Genomic DNA, 17792 nt, shown 5'->3' with positions numbered 1-17792 from the left:
CTCGAGTACAATGGCGTTTCGGTGGACGACCCGCAGGCGGGCGGCCAACCGAAGCAATGATGATACAAGAGATGACAAAGGATAATAAGCACCATGACTGAGCACAATGGTGCGCACGGCGAGGCCGGCGCAACCAACGCAAGCACTGATGCAAGTTTGCATAATCGAATCAAGACCACCAAGTCGCCAAGAGGGCGTCTGTTGTGGTTGCTGTCCGCGGTAGTGGCCGTGGTATTGCTGGCGGCGGCCTTGCTGGCGGGGCGTGGTGGCTCCGCGCGCCAGGGCAGCACGGTAACCGTGGGATTGAAACTGGCACCTACCAATTTGGATATTCGCAATCAGTCGGGCACGGCGCTGGACCAAGCGCTTATTGGCAACGTATATGAAGGTTTGGTGGCGCGCGATAGCGACAATCAAGTGGTGCCGGCGTTGGCGCAGTCCTGGCAGGAAAGTGCCGATGGCTTGACATATACCTTTACGCTTCACAACAATATGGTGTTCTCCAACGGTGACGTGCTGAACGCCGACGATGTGGCCTGGTCGCTTAACGAGTTGATCAGCAAGCAGTATCATGACTCAGATATGCTGCGCAATGTCACGAGCGTTGAAGCCGTGGACCCGCGCACGGTACGTATCAGCCTGAGCGCGCCGTATTCGGAACTGCTATGGTCGTTGTCGGGGCGAGCTGGATTGGTGTTCGATAAGGATGCCCAGTACGACGCCAAAACGCAGGCTGTGGGGTCGGGGCCGTTTTTGGTTGATTCCTTTGCTCCGAACGACCGTCTGGTATTGACTAAAAACCCGCGCTATTGGGGCGATCATCCTGCGCAAGTCGACACGGTGGTGTTGCGCTACTTCACCGATGACACCGCGGCGCTCAACGCTCTGACCTCCGGCGATGTGCAGATATTGGCGCCCATCAACGAAACGTTGACCGCGCCGTTGCGTGCCAAACCCGATCAATACACCATCAAGGTCGGCGAAGGCACCGACAAATATGTGCTGGCGTTCAACAACAAGGGCGAACATACCGCTGATTTGCGTGTACGGCAAGCCATCCGTTATGGCATCGACCATGACCAGATCATCGCTTCGCTCGGCGGGCTGAACAAGCCGTTGGGCGGTCCCATTCCGTCTCTGGATCCAGGCTACCAAGACCTCACTGATGTGTATCCGCATGACGTGGACAAAGCCAAGGAACTGATGCGCCAGGCCGGATACACGACGGAGCATCCGCTGGCGCTTACGTTGACCTATGCGAATACATACGGCACAGAAATCGGCGATTTGCTGCGCTCTCAGCTGCATGACATCGGCATTGACCTGACGCTGAATGTGGTGGAGTTCTCCACGTGGTTGCAGGATGTGTACACCAACAAACAGTATGACCTGTCTTTGGTGGACCACAATGAAAGCCATGATTTTTCACAGTGGGCAAACCCCAAGTATTACTACAACTACGACAACCAGCAGGTGCAGCAGCTGTACGATCAGGCGATGAGCGCCATGTCGGACGCGCAACGCGACGATGCTTTGGCCCAGGCGGCGCGCATCGTCAGCCAGGATGCGCCCGCGGATTGGTTGTTCAACTATCGGGTGTCTACGGCGTGGGTACACGGCGTGAGTGGTTTCCCCGTGAACCTCAATCAGTCGCTGATGCCGCTATACAACGTGCGGTTTGACGCTGCCTGACGCTGTCTGACCTTGACGGTCTGTACTGGACGAAAGACACGGTTGTGAAACGTTTCCTTCTGCGCCGCATGGTGCTGTTCCTGCTGGCCCTCTGGGGCTTGTCGGCATTGATATTCTGCGCGCTGCGCATATTGCCCGGTGATGTGGCCACCATTATGGCCGGTACCAAGGCTACGCCGGCACGTGTCGAGGCGTTGCGAGCTGAACTGGGGTTGAACCGTCCCGCGTTGGTGCAGTATGGTGATTGGCTGGTTTCGGTGCTGCACGGAGACTTCGGGGTTTCGGTGCTCACCGGCCGGCCGATGGGCGAGCAGGTGGTGCAACGGGCCAGCGTAACGGTGCCACTGATCGTTATGGGTATGGCCTTGGCACTGGCGATCGGCGTGCCGCTGGGATGTGTCGCGGTGCTGGCCCATCGCGCTTGGGTGCGGGTGTGCTGTCAGGTGGTGGCCATCGTTGGCGGGGCCATTCCGGCGTTATGGGGCGGCATGCTGGTGATTGTGCTGTTCGGGCGCGGTGGGGGTCTGCTGAACTGGCTGCCTTCGCAAGGTTTTGCACCTGATGGGTGGCATACGCCGTTAACTGCGTTATCGTGTTTGCTGTTGCCCGCGTTGTCAGTGGGCGTTATCGTGGCGGCGACCGTGACGCGCTATACCCGCTCGTCGCTGATATCCATGCTGGACAGTGGTTATGTGGCGATGGCGCGTGCCTGCGGCATGAGCGAGCGTGAGGCGTTGCTGCGGGTTGGACTGCGGTTGTCGGCGGCGCAGCTGGTATCGGTGATCGGGCTCACGTTCGCGCAGATGATTACCGGCGTGATGGTGGTCGAGAATCTCTTCGCGTTGCCGGGTTTGGGCAGCGGTTTGGTGACGGATGTGGGCAATCGCGATTTGCTGGTGGTGCAAAGTGAACTATTGCTGCTGGCGGCGGTGTTTCTGGCTATCGGCGTACTGGTGGATGTGGCGCATCGACTGCTTGATCCGCGCCTGCGCGATGGAACGGGGGATGGACAATGATGAAGGCACATGCGTTGTGGCGTAGTGCGGGTGCGGTGATCCGCTGCATATGGTCACGCCGTGAGGGTTGCTGCGCATCGGTGTTGCTGCTGGCTTGGCTGGCGGTGTGTGCGGTGTCCTTGGTATGGACGCCGTATTCGCTGTGGGCGACCAATGGTTATGAGACATGGTCGGCTCCTTCGCGCGAGCATTGGCTGGGTACGGATGGCACGGGTGCCGATGTGCTGAGTTGGATGATGGCGGGCAGTGTGACGAATCTGCTTATTGCGGTGCTGTGCATGGCCGTGGCCTTAGCGGTGGGTCTGTCGTTGGTCGTGACGATGACAGCTCGTCGTGACTCGGTGTCGCAGATTGCGGTGGTGAGCGTCGATGCTTTGATTTCCGTGCCTACCGTGTTGCTGGCGTTGATCTTGGCAGTGCCGTTTGGCGCCTCGATTGCCGTGGTGGTAGTTGCCTGCGGTGTGGGCTACGGGCTGAATTTGGCTCGGGTGGCCCGTGTTCCGGCGGCGTTGGCGTTGCGCTCGTCGTATGTGGAGTCGGCACTGATCAATGGTGCGAGTCTATGGCAGGTGTGGCGTGGCCATGTGTGGGGCAATATGCGCTCGGTGGTGGCCGTCCAACTGTCGATGTCGGCGGGAACCTCCATTTTGGCGGAAAGTGGATTGACATATTTGGGCATTGGTGTGCCGTCGGGTACTCCCAGTTGGGGGCATTGCCTGGCCACCTCGGTGAAGTTTGTGCGGGTGATGCCGTGGGCCGTGGTGTGGCCAGGATTGGTGGTGACCGTGGTGGTGATGGCATTGTATGTGTTTGGCGATGTGCTGCGTGATGCGATGGATCCGTCCTGCAATCCGATGCTGCGTCGTGCTCATGAACCCGAGGTGGTGTGCTGATGGTGGTGACGGTACGGGGTTTGACGGTGGATGCGGGGCATCGCCGGCTGCTCGATGGCGTGGACTTGCATATCGGTCAGGGCGAACGTGTGGGGTTGGTGGGCGCGTCGGGCTCGGGCAAGTCCCTGATTGCCCAAACCATCCTGGGATTGTTGCCGCGTCATATGCGTGCCGGCGGCGTGGTGCGACTGGGCGACACATCGGTGTTGGACAGCGATGAGCGCACGCTGGCGCGTATGCGGGGCAGTTTCGCGGGCATGGTGTTTCAGCAGCCGCTGTTGTCGTTGAATCCGGTGATGACGGTGGCGCAGCAGGTGGCGCTGCCGTTGCGGCTGCATTACGACGTGTCCGAACGGGAGTGCCGTGATCGGGTGATGGACATGCTGCAGAAGGTTGGTTTGGACTCATCCTTGGCCGGACGGTATCCGCATACCTTATCGGGCGGTCAGGCACAGCGGGTGGGCATTGCCACGGCGTTGATCACATCGCCGCAGTTGATCGTCGCCGATGAACCGACGACGGCGTTGGATGCGTTGACGCAACGGCATATCGTAGATGTGATGGTGCGTCTGGTGGACGAAGCCGGTGCCTCGATGTTGTTTATTACCCATGATTTCGCGGTGTTGTCGCGGGCGACTACGCGATGCCTGGTGTTGGATGCCGGTCGGGTGGTGGACGAAGGTGCGACGATGGCGATGCTTCATGAGCCGGGGAACGATGTAACCCGTGCGTTGGTGCGTTCGGCGCGAATGGTCACGTTGCGGCAGGAGGACTACGATGTGTGAATCGGCCAATGAATCGACGGTGGTATGCTGCAGGCGGGTGCATTGTTGGTTGGGCAAAGGTCGATCGAGGCGGCAGGTATTGAATGACGTGTCTTTGCAGGTGCGTGCGGGAGAATGCGTGGCGCTGGTCGGCGGATCGGGAGCCGGTAAATCGACGCTGCTGCGGGTGGCGTTGGGTATGGTACGTCCCGATGAAGGTACGGTGAGTTACCGCGGACAGGCGGTGCAAGGTCGCGCCAGCGCCGGGTATCGTGCGCTGCGTGCTGGATGCGGTGTGGTGTTGCAAGATCCGGTGAGTGCGTTGGACCCGCGCTGGACGGTGTCCCGTTCGGTGGGCGAACCGGTGCGGTTGCATCATCGTGACTACACGGCCGGGCAGCTGGATCGTCGTGTAGCGGCTGCTTTGGCAATGGTGGGCTTGTCGCAGGATGAGTACGGGTGGCGCTATCCCATGGATCTGTCGGGCGGCCAGGCGCAGCGTGTGGCGCTGGCGCGTGCGTTGTCCGACATGCCCGATGTGGTGTTTGCGGACGAGCCGATGAGCGCAATCGATGTGACGGCGAGAGTGCAACTGTTGGAGGTGTTGCGTGATGTTCGGCGTGCGCGTCCGTCCATGGCACTGGTGGTGGTATCGCATGATTTGGGTGTGGTGCGCCATCTTGCTGATCGCATCGTGGTGCTGTGCGAGGGGCGTGTGGTCGAGCGGGGGAGTGTCGAGCAGATCATTCACCATCCGCAGCATGCCTATACCCAAGCGTTGGTCGAGGCGTCGTTGATGCCATGAGATGGCGCGTATCTCGGGCTGGGCGTGCCGTTTGGGCGTGGTGGCTCTTAGAGTAAGTTCTATGTCTTGTACCACGATACTTGTAGGAAAAGATGCCAGCTATGACGGGTCGACGCTAATTGCCCGCAATGATGATTCGGGTAGTGGCCGTTATGATCCGAAGCGTTTTGTGGCGGTGCGGCCCCAGGATCATCCCATCGACTACTGCAGTGAGATCAGCCATTGTTCGATGCGGCTGCCGAATGATCCGTTGCCGTATGCCATCGTGCCCAACGCACTGCCGGGACGCGGCATTTTGGCGGAGGCCGGCGCGAACGCCTGCCATGTGACCATGAGTGCCACCGAAACGATCGCGGTGAACGAGCGGGTGCTGGGCGCCGATCCGATGGTGCAATTGCGTGAGGCGCAAGGCGTGCCCGGCGACGAGGATTATGTGCCCGAAGTACCTGGCGGCATCGGCGAAGAGGATTTCATCACCTTGGTGCTGCCGTATGTGCGCTCTGCTCGAGAGGGTGTGCTGCGGTTGGGCGAGCTGTTGCGTGAATACGGCACCTACGAGGCCAACGGTATTGCCATCGCCGATGCGGATGAGATTTGGTATGTCGAGACGATTGGCGGCCACCATTGGATCGCCCGACGCGTGCCGGACGATTGCTACGCCGCGATTCCCAACCAGCTGGGCTTGGACGACTTCGATTTGACGGACGCCCTGGGCGAGGGGCGCGAGCATTTGTGTAGCGCCGACATGCGTGAGTTCATCGACCGGCATCATCTGTGGATGGCGATGGATATGGACGAGCGGCATCTCAACCCGCGTCACATGTTCGGCACTTGCACCGCCAAGGACCATATCTACAACACGCCGCGCGCGTGGTATATGCAGCGTTATCTCAATCCCAGTGAGGATTGGGATTCGCCGCAGGCCCGCTATACGCCGACCTCCGACGATATGCCGTGGTGCCGTCGTCCGGAGCGGCGCATCAGCGTCGAGGACATCGATGTGCTGATGAGCTCGCATTTCGAAGGTACGCCGTACGATCCGTATGGCACGTTGGGTACGGACGAGACGCGTCACCGCTATCGTCCCATTGGGATCAACCGCACCGGGCATATGGTGGCGTTGCAGGTACGAGGCTATGTCGAGGGAGCGAACCGTACCATCATGTGGATCTCTTATGGTTCGGGGCCATTCAACACGGTGGCGCCGTTCTATCCGCATGTGCGAGATACGCCGGCGTATCTGCGCGACACCACGGCATTGGTCACCACCGACTCTTTCTATTGGACGAACCGTATTATCGCCGCTCTGGCCGACGCCCATTTTGTGAGCACCTCGAACGCGCTGGAGCGCTATCGCGAAACCGTTATCGCCTATGGGCATCGGCTGGTGTGCGACACCGACGAGGCCATGGCCCAGGCAAGCGGCGAACAGGCGTGGCAGGTGCTTGAGCGCGCCAACGAATGCATGGCCGAACGGTTACGCAAGGAAACCAACGACGTGTTGGCCGCGGTGCTGTACGAAGCCAGCAACGGCATGCGCAACGCCTTCCATATGTCCGACCGGTAGCGGCCGGCCATATAGGCATCGGCGGGCGGCCTTGTTCCGTTCGCCGATGTGCCACCGCTGTTGCGGGCGGTAGCCATGATCGGGCACACCATACTGTGATGAACGCTTCAATAAGGAGTCAGCATGACTAATAATCGACATGCATCGGTAAGCGAACGGCCTGCCACGGCGGCAACAGTGCCTCCGGCCGCGGCGAAACCGACCGTGGAAAGTTTCCAACTGGACCACACCGCCGTACTCGCGCCATACGTGCGGTTCATCGACACGCAGCGCGGCCCGCGCGGCGACGTCATCTCCAACTATGACATTCGGCTGGTGCAACCCAACGAACAAGCCATTCCCACCGCCGGCCTGCACACCATCGAACACATGATTGCCGTGCTATTGCGCGAACGCATCGACGGCTACATCGACTGCTCGCCGTTCGGCTGCCGCACCGGCTTCCACCTGCTCACCTGGGGCGAACACGACCCCCGTGACGTGGCTCTCGCCGTCAAGGAGGCGTTGACCTTCATCGCCGAGCAGGCCACCTGGCAGGATGTGCCGGCGACCGCGGTGGAAAGCTGCGGCAATTACCGTGACCACAGCCTGTTCACCGCACGAGAGTGGTGCCGTGACATTGTGAGCAGGGGCATCAGCAGCGATCCGTTCGAACGCCGCGTCGTGTGAACCGTGCACACACGCGGGTCTTGGCGTTGTGCGCACGGCATGGTAGGTTATCGGACGGTTTCGGCGAACAGATAGGTGAGGTGAGCGACGTGGTTGATATGGGCGATACGGCACGCTTCCGTCCGGCGACGTTGGACGATTTGCCACGTATGCGCGAGATTTATGCTCACGCACGTGAGCTGATGATGCGCACCGGCAATCCCACGCAGTGGGGTCATACCTTCCCCCGAGAGGAAGTGGTGCGTGACGACATCGAACGCCGCCGCATGATGCTGCTGGTGGATGAATGCGAGGGGCATGAGCGTATCTTGGCCCAGTTCGCGCTATGTACCGGTGCCGACCCGACGTATGCGCACATCGACGGCGCGTGGCTGGACGACGAGCCGTATGTGACGATTCACCGCATCGCCTCGTCCGGCGTCAAACCTCATGCCGCCCGCGCATGCATCGATTGGGCATTGGAGCATTACGGCAATGTGCGTGCCGATACGCATGCCAATAACAAAGCCATGCAACACGTGCTGGAAACCAGTGGTTTCGCCCGCTGCGGCTTGATTCAGCTGCTTGATCGGGACGAGGATACCACCCGTATCGCCTATCAGCGTCACGAATGGTAGACGCCGCGCATTAGGATTGCAACCATCGGCTCGTTTACCGGTGTGCCGGCACACCGCCATAGTGGAAGATGCTGGCGTACCATGCAAGGAGATGTATTCCGCGTCATGACTATGAGCGCAGCGCCGCAATGGCAGTTTTCGTCCGAGCAAGGCAAGGCCAACTATGAGCATGCCTGTCGACGCTATCCCGCGCAGGCTGTTGTTGATTTGGCGGCATTGCGTGACAATATGCGCCATTTGGTGCAGGTGGTTGGGGGTCCGCACTCCGGTACTGCGGTGATGGGTATCGTCAAGGCCAACGCATACGGGCATGGGCTGGTGCCATCTGCGTTGGCGGCGTTGGCTGGTGGCGCCACATGGTTGGGAGCTGCGCAGGCTTCGGAGGCGCTGCAGTTGCGGCGGGCCGGTATCGGTGCCGACCGCTGCCATGTGCTGACATGGGTGTACAACGGTCTCAATGCGCCGTTTGAGGAACTGATTGGCGAGGATATCGATATTTCGGTAGGCTCATTGGAGGCCATTGACAGGGTGGCGGATGCTGCGAGTCGTGTAGGCAAACCGGCGCGTGTGCATGTCAAGGTGGATTCGGGGTTCGGGCGCAACGGGTTTACCGAGGAAAGTTTCGATGAGGCATTGCGTCGTTTGTCCCGCGCTGTTGAGCGTGGGGTACTGGATGTGGTGGCGCAATGGAGTCATCTCGCTGTGGCCGACAACCCGGATGTGCCGGAGTTTGTCGCGTCCACCGATCGTCAGATTGACTGTTTTCATGCTTTTACCGAGCGTATGCGTCGAGCGGGCTTGCCTCCGCGCATCCGTCATTTGGCAAATACCGCCGCCACCTTGTCTCGTCCGGAGATTCATTTTGAACTGACTCGACCGGGCATCGGGTTGTACGGGTATGAGCCCGATCCCGCAATGGGCACGCCCTCGCAGTACGCGTTGAAGCCCGCGATGACTTTGCAGGCGCAGCTGGGCACAGTGAAGAATGTGCAGGCTGGTCATGGCATTTCCTATGGCCGCACGTATTTGACCCCGGACAATACTAGTACGGCAATTGTGCCGTTAGGATACTCCGACGGCATTCACCGTTCGGCTTCCGGCTTCGATATGCAAGGTGCCAAGCACGTTGAGAAGCCTGGCGGTCCGGTGCGGGTGATGACGGAGGGCGGCCCTCGGTTGCTGCGCGTCTCGGGGCGAGTGTGCATGGATCAGTTCATGGTTGACCTGCATGGCGATGCCTCATCTTTGGGGGTGCGTGAAGGCGATACCGTGGTGCTGTTCGGACCGGGGCGCGGCGAGCGGTATGCCGAGCCCACCGCCGACGACTGGGCGCGGGCGGCGGATACCATCAGCTATGAGATCTACACCTGTTTACGCTCGCGTATCCCACGACTGTATGTGCACGCGCATGACGTATTGGGACGGGACGTTGCCATGGTAGACGAGCACAGCATACTGTAGGCTCGGTGATATATCGCCGCGCTGACATAAGGGGAGGGACGTATGGTGACTGCCATCGCTGATCGTGACATTGTGCCATTGAGCGAGGGGTATACGCCTTTCGATGAGGAACGTTGGGCTCCCGAACCGATGAAGTCGCGTGCCCGCACCGCTTTTGAACGAGACAGGGCGCGTCTGATTCATTCGTCCGCATTGCGTCGGTTGGGCGCAAAAAGCCAGGTGTTGGTGGCGGGTACGGATGATTTTGTCCGCACGCGGTTGACGCACACATTGGAAGTGGCGCAGATCGGCCGGCAAATCGCCTCCATGCTGGGGTGCGATCCCGATGTGGTGGATTGCGCATGCTTGGCACATGATTTGGGCCACCCGCCATTTGGACACAACGGCGAACGGGCCTTGGCTGATATCGCGGCGCATATCGGTGGGTTTGAAGGCAACGCACAAACCTTGCGGCTGCTGACGCGACTGGAACCGAAAGTGGCGCATTTGGATGGTCGTTCCGCAGGCGTGAATCTGACTCGTGCCTCATTGGATGCGGCGGTGAAATATCCGTGGACCATGCAGCAGGCGGCCTCACATGACAAGGGTGAGCGCGGGTTGAAATTCTGCGTGTATCCCGATGATGTCGAGGTGTTCGACTGGCTTAAGCAGCATGCTCCCGAAGGCGAGCGCCCCATGGAATGTCAAATTATGGATTTGTCCGATGACATTGCCTACAGCGTGCATGATGTGGAGGATGCCGTTGCGACTGGTGCGTTCGATCCGCTGGTGCTGAACGATTCGCGGGTTCTGGATGCCATCGTGCATGACACCCGCCGATGGTATGGCGAGCGTTGGGACGGCGATTTGTTGCTGCAGGCATTGCTGCGGTTGCGACATGAGCATATGTTCCCGGAGCATTTTAATGGTTCGCGCCAGGCGCTGGCGCAGTTGAAAACCATTACGAGCAATCTTATCGGCAGGTTCGCCGGCACGGTGGAGTCGGCGACGCGTACGACTTACGGAGACGGACCGTTGACTCGATATGCGGCCAGTGTGGTGGTTCCCGAGGTGACTTCGTACGAGATCGTCGCATTGAAGGGCATCGCCGTGCATTTTGTCATGGAGCCGCGGGAACGCGAGCCGTTTCATCAGGAGGAGCGCCGCATCGTCGAAGATTTGATCGATGTGCTGATGGCCGAGGGAGAACATCCATCAGATGCCTTGGAAACGGTGTTTTTGCGCGACTGGTATGATGCCGGCGATGATGCGGGGCGCTTGCGCGTGGCCGTTGACCAAGTTGCTTCGCTTACCGATGCCTCGGCGTTGGCGCTGCATAGTATTGTTTGTTAGTCGGGCGGGGTACAAGCGCGGCGTATCCAGCAATCGCGGTAGGCTGGTCGATATGCCAGGAATGATTATGAAAGACGACATTGAACGGGTGCGTGCCGCGGCGGACCTGTATGATTTGGTGTCTTCAGTGGTGGCGTTGAAGCCCTCGGGCGTGGGGACGTTTGTGGGGTTGTGTCCGTTCCATGATGAAAAGACGCCGAGTTTCAATGTGCGTCCAGCGATGGGTTCGTGGCATTGTTTCGGCTGCGGTTTGGGCGGCGATGTGTTTAAGTTCGTCGAGCAGCGCGAGAATATCGATTTTCGTGAAGCCGTGGAGTATTTGGCCGATAAATATCATGTGGAACTGCACTATGAAGCGGGAACGCAGCGTACTGCGCAAACCGGCTCGAAACGTGCTCGCTTGCTGGAAGCCAATGAAGCGGCGCAGCGCTTCTTCGCTTCGCAATTGGCGAGCAAAGAGGCGTTGGCAGCGCGCAAGTTGTTGGCTGGCAGGAATTTCACACGAGCCGATTGCGAGCGTTTTGGTTGCGGGTATGCGCCTCGTGGTTGGGATAATCTGGTGCGGCATCTGGCTGATCGGGGCTTTACGCAGCAGGAGATGGTCGATGCCGGTTTGGCCCGCCGTTCCGATCATGGCGTGTACGACTATTTTCGGGGGCGTGCTACATGGCCCATTCGCGATTCGACTGGGCGGACTTTGGGCTTCGGCGCACGCAAACTCTACGATGACGACACAATGGCCGGCAAGTACATCAACACTCCTGATACGCAGTTGTATCACAAGAATCAGGTACTGTACGGCATCGATATGGCCAAACCGGCGATTGTGAAAAAACGTCAGGTGGTGATCGTCGAAGGGTATACCGATGTGATGGCCTGTCATTTGGCTGGCATCGATACGGCGGTGGCGACCTGTGGCACGGCGTTTGGTGCCGAGCATGCGAAAATTGTACGTCGTCTGATCGCGGATGACTCGTTGGGGGCGGTGCAGCTGATCGGCCCGTTGCAGGTGCAGGGCCAATCGTTGAGTTCGCGCATTGTGTTTACGTTTGACGGTGATGCAGCGGGTCAGAAGGCGGCGTTGCATGCGTTCGGCTTGGATGCGGCGTTTTTGTCGCAGACGTTTGTGGCGGTGGCGCGGGATAATCTCGACCCGTGCGATTTGCGCTTGCAACATGGTGACGAGGCGGTGCGCAGCCTGCTGGAGCATGCCAAGCCGTTGTATGACTTTGTGATTGATGCGGCGATTGCGCGTTTCGATACTCGGTATACCACGGGGCAAATGGGCGCGGTGAAGGCGGTGGCGCCGTTGGTGGCGCAGATTCGTGACCGTTCGCTGTTGGATTTGTATATGCGCAAGTCGGCCGGGCGCATTGGTGTGGAGCTGGAGGTGATGCGCCGTGAGGCGCTTGCCGCGCGTCGTGCCTTGCAGGTGCGTGACGAGGATGCATATGCGCCTCGTCAGCGTGCCGTCTCGATGGCGGGGGCGCAGTCGGGGCCGTCATCATATGCCAACGATGCCGCCCAGCGTCAGGCAGCGTTGCGCCAGGCGGCGCGGAACCAGGGATATTATCGTGTTGACGATGCGGTATTCATGTGTGAGCAGCAATTCATGGCCACGCTGGTGCAGGTGCCCACGGCGGTGGATGCGCAATTGTTTGATTCCTTGGAGATGTCGAATTTTGTCACGCCGGTGTTTGTGTCGCTGTTTTGCGCGGTGCAGGCTGCTGGCGGTTTGCCTTCTGCGCAGATAACGCAAGGTGGGTGGCTGCATGAGTTGAGCAAGGCGGGCGGCGTGCTGCTGGCTCCGGTGATCAACGAATTGTCGGTGATGCCGCTGCCGTTGCCCTCGCAGGGGTCGGCATTGCCGGCGCGCGATGATGGACATGCGGACAATCCGGCCGCGCCGTTGCGCCAGCCTACTGATGCCGAGCGGCAATATGCTTTTGAATTGCTGGTGCGCTTGTTGGATGTAGGGTTTGCGCGTCGTATCGGCGAGGAGCGCCGTACGATGGCGCAGATGCCTGATGGCGAACAGAAGCTGGAAGTGTTGCGCCGGCTTACGGCGATGGAAACGGCGCGGAAGAACTTGCAAGACCAGGTATATGGCAATGCCATCGGCTAGGGTGACAGGGCAACGTTCATAAGGTATGGACCGGAGGATTAAGCATGCGACGTTGGTTGATTGCCGTCGTCAAAAACGAAACCATTCTGCTGGTGGCGACGGTGCTGGCGGCGATATCGTGCGTTATCGTACCTCCCGATGCCGAGTATGCGGACTATATTCATGTCGGCACGATTACGCAGTTGGTGTGTTTGATGCTGGTGGTCTGCGGCTTGCAGCGTATCGGGGTGTTTCGCATCATTGGTTCGCGGCTGTTGCGCCGGGTGCGTAGCGTGCGGGGTTTGGTGTTGACCCTGGTGGCCTTGCCGTTTTGGTCTTCCATGTTGGTGACGAATGATGTGGCGTTGGTGACATTTGTGCCGTTTGCCATTGCGGTATTGATTATGGCTCATCAGGATCGCCATGCGGTGCTGGTGGTGACGCTGATGACGGTGGCCGCAAACGTCGGCAGTATGCTGACGCCGATTGGCAACGCGCATAATCTATATCTCAAGGCGTTGACGGGGATGTCGACGTTGCGGTTCATTGGCATTATGGCGCCCTATTCCGCTGTGGCGGCGTTGGTGCTGGCGGCGATGGTGTGGCTATGTTTTCCACGTCAGTCGGTGGATGAGTTTTCGCATCTCGATGGCGGTGGTATCGAGCGTGGTGTGTTGGCGCCGGAATCCGGCAAGCCTTTGCCTGATGAGATTCGTGTGATGGGGTATGGCGCTGGTTACGGAGGTTGGCGCACGCTGGCGTATACGGCGCTGTTTGTAGTGTGCTTGTTGGCGGTCGGCGGTGTCTTGCCACTGTATGTCATGGTGTTGGCGGTGTTTGCGGTGATGCTGTGGTGCGATCGTCGGGTGTTTCGTTATGTGGATTGGGGACTGCCGCTAACGTTCATCATGTTCTTCATTTTTATCGGTAATATGCGCCGGGTGCCGGAGTTTTCGCAGCTAGCCGCGTCGTTGGTGGGGGCTCATCCATTGGAGGTGTCGGTGGCGACCAGTCAGGTGATTAGCAATGTTCCGGCTACGTTGTTGCTTTCCGGGTTCTGCGACCAATGGCGATCGTTGATTATCGGCACGAATCTTGGCGGCATGGGTACGCTGATCGCGTCTATGGCGTCTTTGGTGTCGTATACGAATGTGACCCGCCGCTATCCAGAGCGCAAAGGTCGGTATTTGGCGGTGTACAGCGCGGTGAATGTGGTGTTTCTCGTTGTGTTGGTCGGCTTGTCGTGGGTGATCGAGTAGTCATATTGGGTTGGGGTGGCATGTGGGCGCGGCTCGGTTTTCGGCCGCGCCCTCGCTGATGTGATGCCGACGATTTTCGACGGCCGTTCGGCGGCGTCGGAAGCAACATGGGCGATGATGCTATGGTGTTGTCGCCCATAATGTTATATATGAAGAATATGTGAATATTGCATAGAGTCTTTGCGTATAAGTATATGGTTGTACTTACGCTGAATGAACCGATACGTACCGATGCGTGTTTGGTGCGGATGCTCACTATTGAATCTTTGCATTGTGGCAATAGGCGTCCGTCAGAAGAGAACAATGCTCGAAAGGATAGTATGAGCGAGCAGCGAAGTATGGGAATTATGAGGCGCATGGGATTTGGCATGGTTGCCTTGACCTTGGGCCTGTCCAGTGCCGTGATTGCGGTGCCGGCAAATGCGATGGCCGTTGAGGGGGGGGGTGAGGCTCCCGTCGTGCAGCAGACGGTGCGGTACACTGACGCGCAGCTGGCGCAGCGTGTCAATCCCGTCGTGCATGAATATCGTCAGGATGACGGAAACCAAGCGTGGCGTGTGACGCCGTCGACACGTCTGATTATCGACCGTTCGGCGCATGACGACAGTCGTTTGGCGCAAACCGTGAAGTTGGTGAACGCCGAGCTGGTGAGCAAGGGCGTGGTGCCGCAGTCATTGAGCATGACGTATGGTGAGGAGTCGGCAACTGGTGCCGCCGATGTGTTCGTGAGCGTCGATGCCAGCGTGGATTTGCCAGGACGTACGTCGGATGAATATGTGATCAGTGTTGGCGCCGATGGCGTGCGTATTCGTGCGGTAAGTGATGTGGCGGCGATGTACGCCCTGCGCACGATCGAAGCCATGATGATTACCACCGGTTCCATGCCGTTGGGTCAGATCAAGGATTATTCCGATATTGCCGAACGTCGTCTGTTCCTGGACTGCGGACGCAAGTATTTCACCGCGGATTGGATCAAGCGACAGATTCGTGAATTGTCCTATTTGAAGTTCAACACGCTGGAATTGCATTTCTCGGAAAACTTCGGTTTCCGTCTGCAAAGCGAACTGCATCCGGAGATTGTGTCTACGGATGGCGCGCTGACCAAGGATGAGATGCGCGGTATCTTGCGTGAGGCGCGACTGTATGGCGTGAAGGTGATCCCCTCCATCGACAGTCCGGGACACACAGATTGGATTTTGCGGTCGCATCCCGAATTCGGACAGGTCGATATCGACGGCAACCACTACAAGTCCGGTATCGACGTGACGAATCCGCAGGCGGTGGAGTTCATGAAGAGCATCTACACCGAATACGCCGATCTGTTCGCCGAATTCCCTGATGTGTGCACTGATTTCCAGATAGGCGGTGACGAGTATATGGAATTTGACCGTCCTCCGTTCACGACCAAATATATGCCGGTACTGAACGCCTATGCGGAGCAAACCTTGGGCGAAGGCTATGATTGGCGCGACGTGCTGACCGCCTATATCAACGATATCGCCAAGCTGGTGGAGAGCAAGGGCTTCAAGCCGCGCATGTACAACGACGGCATGTACTACGGCGAGACGGGGACATCTGTGAGTACCCAAGGCGCACAGAAGCTGAATTTCGATCCCAACATCGGCGTTGATTACTGGTCGAATATGCCATGGAATGAGTCCATTGCCACGTTGAAGACGATTCTCGATCGCGGACACAAGGACTTGTATAACGTCAACAGCAGCTTCGGATATTACGTGCTGCGCAATCCCGATTCCACTCATCCTGACGGATGGGCGGCCTTCGATAACGACGATCCCGACAAGCTGATCTTCGAGCAGTGGCGTCCGGGTGCGTTCTCGGGCAACACAGACACCATTGCCGATGATGACGCGCGTATCAAGGGCGCGGGCATGCATATTTGGTGTGACAATGCCAAGATTGCTACGGAAGATCAGGTTGCCAGCGACATCGCGATGCCGCTGCGTGCGATGGCCACGCGCTTGTGGAACGTGGCAAGCAACCAGGGCTTTACCTTCGCCGATTTCCAGGCGATGACGGATACGCTGGGTCATGTTGCCGGCTATGAGGACGGTGTCCTGCCGGCGGTGGGCGATATTGAGGATCCGTCCGCCACGCAGACTGAGCCGACTCCTGAAGCGAAGGATCCGCTGGCTCCCACCGGTGCGTCGATGTATGGTGCCATCTTTGGCGCGATGATATTGGCTGCCGCCGGTCTGGCGATGATGGCGAAGCGTCATCGCGTGCGCTAAGCGGCACTGCGGCGTATGAAAGGGCGCGGCTCGGCTTTCGGGCCGCGCCCTTGTTGTGATGTGATGCCGACGATTTTCGACGGCCGTTCGGCGGCATCGGAAGCAACATGGGCGAGATACGGCGTTCGTGTTGCATTCTCTATACGTGGTGGCATAATAAGCAAGGCAATTTTTCGTCGTTGCCTCAACAACGGATGAATAGGTGAATAATCGTGGCACAGACTACCAATGACATCAAGAACGGCTCGGTTCTTAATCTGGACGGCCAGCTGTGGACCGTCATCAAGTTCCAGCACGTCAAGCCGGGCAAGGGCCCAGCTTTCGTGCGCACCACCATCAAGAACGTGCTCTCGGGCAAGATCGTCGACAAGACGTTCAACGCGGGCATGAAGGTGGATTTCGAGACGGTGGACAACCGCACCCTGCAGTATTCCTACGAGGACGGCGACAACTACGTCTTCATGGACATGACCACCTACGACCAGGTGTACATTCCCAAGTCGTTGGTCGGCGACCAGAGCAAATACCTGCTTGAGGGCACGGACTGCATCGTGTCGTTCCACGATGGCACTCCGTTGAATGTGGAGCTACCGGCTTCCGTGGTGCTCACAATCACCCACACTGAGCCCGGCCTGCAGGGTAACCGTTCCAACGCCGGCACCAAGCCTGCCACGGTGGAAACCGGCGCTGAGATTCAGGTGCCGCTGTTCGTCGGCGAAGGCGAGAAGGTGAAGGTTGATACTCGCGATGGCTCTTACCTTGGCCGTGAGAACAACTAAGCATTGTTGATAAACCAGTAAGGATGAAGCTTCATGGCACGTTCCACCGCTCGTAAAAGGGCTCTGAATACGTTGTACGAAGCGGATGAGAAGGGACAGGATATCCTGTCCCTTCTTGCTGAGCGCTTGGAGCATCCGGGTGCTCAGACGCCGCTGCCGGATTATGCCGTCGCCGTGGTGCGCGGCGTGGCGGAGCATCGTGCAGTCATTGACCGTATGTTGAACGATAATTCCACAGGTTGGAAGGTCCGTCGCATGGGTGTTGTCGAACGCAACATTCTGCGTATGGCGGTGTGGGAGATTCGTTATAACGACGAAGTGCCGGACAAAGTGGCGATCGACGAGGCGTTGGCATTGGCCAAAACCTTGTGCGATGACGATGCTCCGGCATTTATCCATGGATTGTTGAGCGCGGTATGTCACGCCGCCGAGCAGCAGGACGGCGAGCAGGATGCCGGCGAAGCGAATGGCGAACATCCGGATCACACGCCTGACGCCGAGGCGTCGCTTGACGAACACGTTGCGGATGACGCGGATGTGTCGTCCGACGCATGATTAGGTATTGCGGCCCGTCTCGTTCGT

15 protein-coding genes are annotated in these 17792 nt (G+C 58.8%); all 15 read left to right on the top strand.

The genetic code is table 11. The features are described from left to right. The first annotated feature begins 93 nt into the window (after positions 1-93). A complete protein-coding gene (locus AC1AWK_RS04695; RefSeq protein ID WP_476568539.1) occupies positions 94-1692 on the top strand; it encodes an ABC transporter substrate-binding protein in 1599 nt (532 codons plus the stop codon). Between the two features lie 44 nt (positions 1693-1736). Then, positions 1737-2708, top strand: coding sequence for an ABC transporter permease (locus AC1AWK_RS04690; RefSeq protein WP_476568537.1), 972 nt, complete (start codon positions 1737-1739; stop codon positions 2706-2708). Beyond that, entirely contained in the window at positions 2705-3601 is an 897-nt protein-coding gene (locus tag AC1AWK_RS04685) for an ABC transporter permease (RefSeq protein ID WP_476568534.1), read from the top strand. Before AC1AWK_RS04690 ends, AC1AWK_RS04685 begins: the two co-directional genes overlap by 4 nt. Beyond that, a complete protein-coding gene (locus AC1AWK_RS04680; protein WP_476568532.1) occupies positions 3601-4386 on the top strand; it encodes an ABC transporter ATP-binding protein in 786 nt (261 codons plus the stop codon). Before AC1AWK_RS04685 ends, AC1AWK_RS04680 begins: the two co-directional genes overlap by 1 nt. Beyond that, the gene (locus AC1AWK_RS04675) at positions 4379-5170 is read left to right on the top strand and encodes an ABC transporter ATP-binding protein (protein WP_476568530.1); all 792 of its coding nucleotides are present in this window, start codon (positions 4379-4381) and stop codon (positions 5168-5170) included. Before AC1AWK_RS04680 ends, AC1AWK_RS04675 begins: the two co-directional genes overlap by 8 nt. Positions 5171-5231: 61 nt before the next feature. After that, the gene (locus AC1AWK_RS04670) at positions 5232-6737 is read left to right on the top strand and encodes a C69 family dipeptidase (RefSeq protein ID WP_476568528.1); all 1506 of its coding nucleotides are present in this window, start codon (positions 5232-5234) and stop codon (positions 6735-6737) included. Between the two features lie 123 nt (positions 6738-6860). Next, positions 6861-7406, top strand: a complete 546-nt coding sequence (locus tag AC1AWK_RS04665; RefSeq protein WP_476568526.1) for an S-ribosylhomocysteine lyase — start codon at positions 6861-6863, stop codon at positions 7404-7406. Between the two features lie 98 nt (positions 7407-7504). Continuing rightward, positions 7505-8023 carry a GNAT family N-acetyltransferase gene (locus tag AC1AWK_RS04660; protein ID WP_476569621.1) on the top strand — a complete coding sequence of 173 codons (519 nt, stop codon included), beginning with the start codon at positions 7505-7507 and terminating at the stop codon, positions 8021-8023. 105 nt (positions 8024-8128) lie between these two features. Beyond that, complete coding sequence (gene alr, locus AC1AWK_RS04655) at positions 8129-9484, top strand: alanine racemase (RefSeq protein ID WP_476568524.1); 1356 nt, start codon at positions 8129-8131, stop codon at positions 9482-9484. A gap of 42 nt (positions 9485-9526) precedes the next feature. Further along, on the top strand, positions 9527-10816 hold the full coding sequence (locus AC1AWK_RS04650) for a deoxyguanosinetriphosphate triphosphohydrolase (protein WP_476568522.1): 1290 nt from the start codon (positions 9527-9529) through the stop codon (positions 10814-10816). Between the two features lie 52 nt (positions 10817-10868). After that, positions 10869-12941: a DNA primase gene (gene dnaG / locus AC1AWK_RS04645; protein ID WP_476568520.1), complete on the top strand. Its 2073-nt coding sequence runs from the start codon at positions 10869-10871 to the stop codon at positions 12939-12941. Positions 12942-12985: 44 nt separating this feature from the next. After that, positions 12986-14179, top strand: coding sequence for an SLC13 family permease (locus tag AC1AWK_RS04640; RefSeq protein ID WP_476568518.1), 1194 nt, complete (start codon positions 12986-12988; stop codon positions 14177-14179). 320 nt (positions 14180-14499) lie between these two features. Then, positions 14500-16431: a beta-N-acetylhexosaminidase gene (locus AC1AWK_RS04635; RefSeq protein WP_476568516.1), complete on the top strand. Its 1932-nt coding sequence runs from the start codon at positions 14500-14502 to the stop codon at positions 16429-16431. A 212-nt stretch (positions 16432-16643) separates the two neighbouring features. After that, the gene (gene efp, locus AC1AWK_RS04630) at positions 16644-17210 is read left to right on the top strand and encodes an elongation factor P (RefSeq protein WP_476568514.1); all 567 of its coding nucleotides are present in this window, start codon (positions 16644-16646) and stop codon (positions 17208-17210) included. 33 nt (positions 17211-17243) lie between these two features. Continuing rightward, a complete protein-coding gene (gene nusB, locus AC1AWK_RS04625; RefSeq protein ID WP_476568512.1) occupies positions 17244-17765 on the top strand; it encodes a transcription antitermination factor NusB in 522 nt (173 codons plus the stop codon). The last annotated feature ends 27 nt before the right edge of the window (positions 17766-17792 follow it).

This window comes from Bifidobacterium sp. LH_491 (assembly GCF_056356495.1).
The sequence above is the reverse complement of the archived record's forward strand: the minus strand, read 5'-3'. Positions and strand labels throughout refer to the sequence as shown.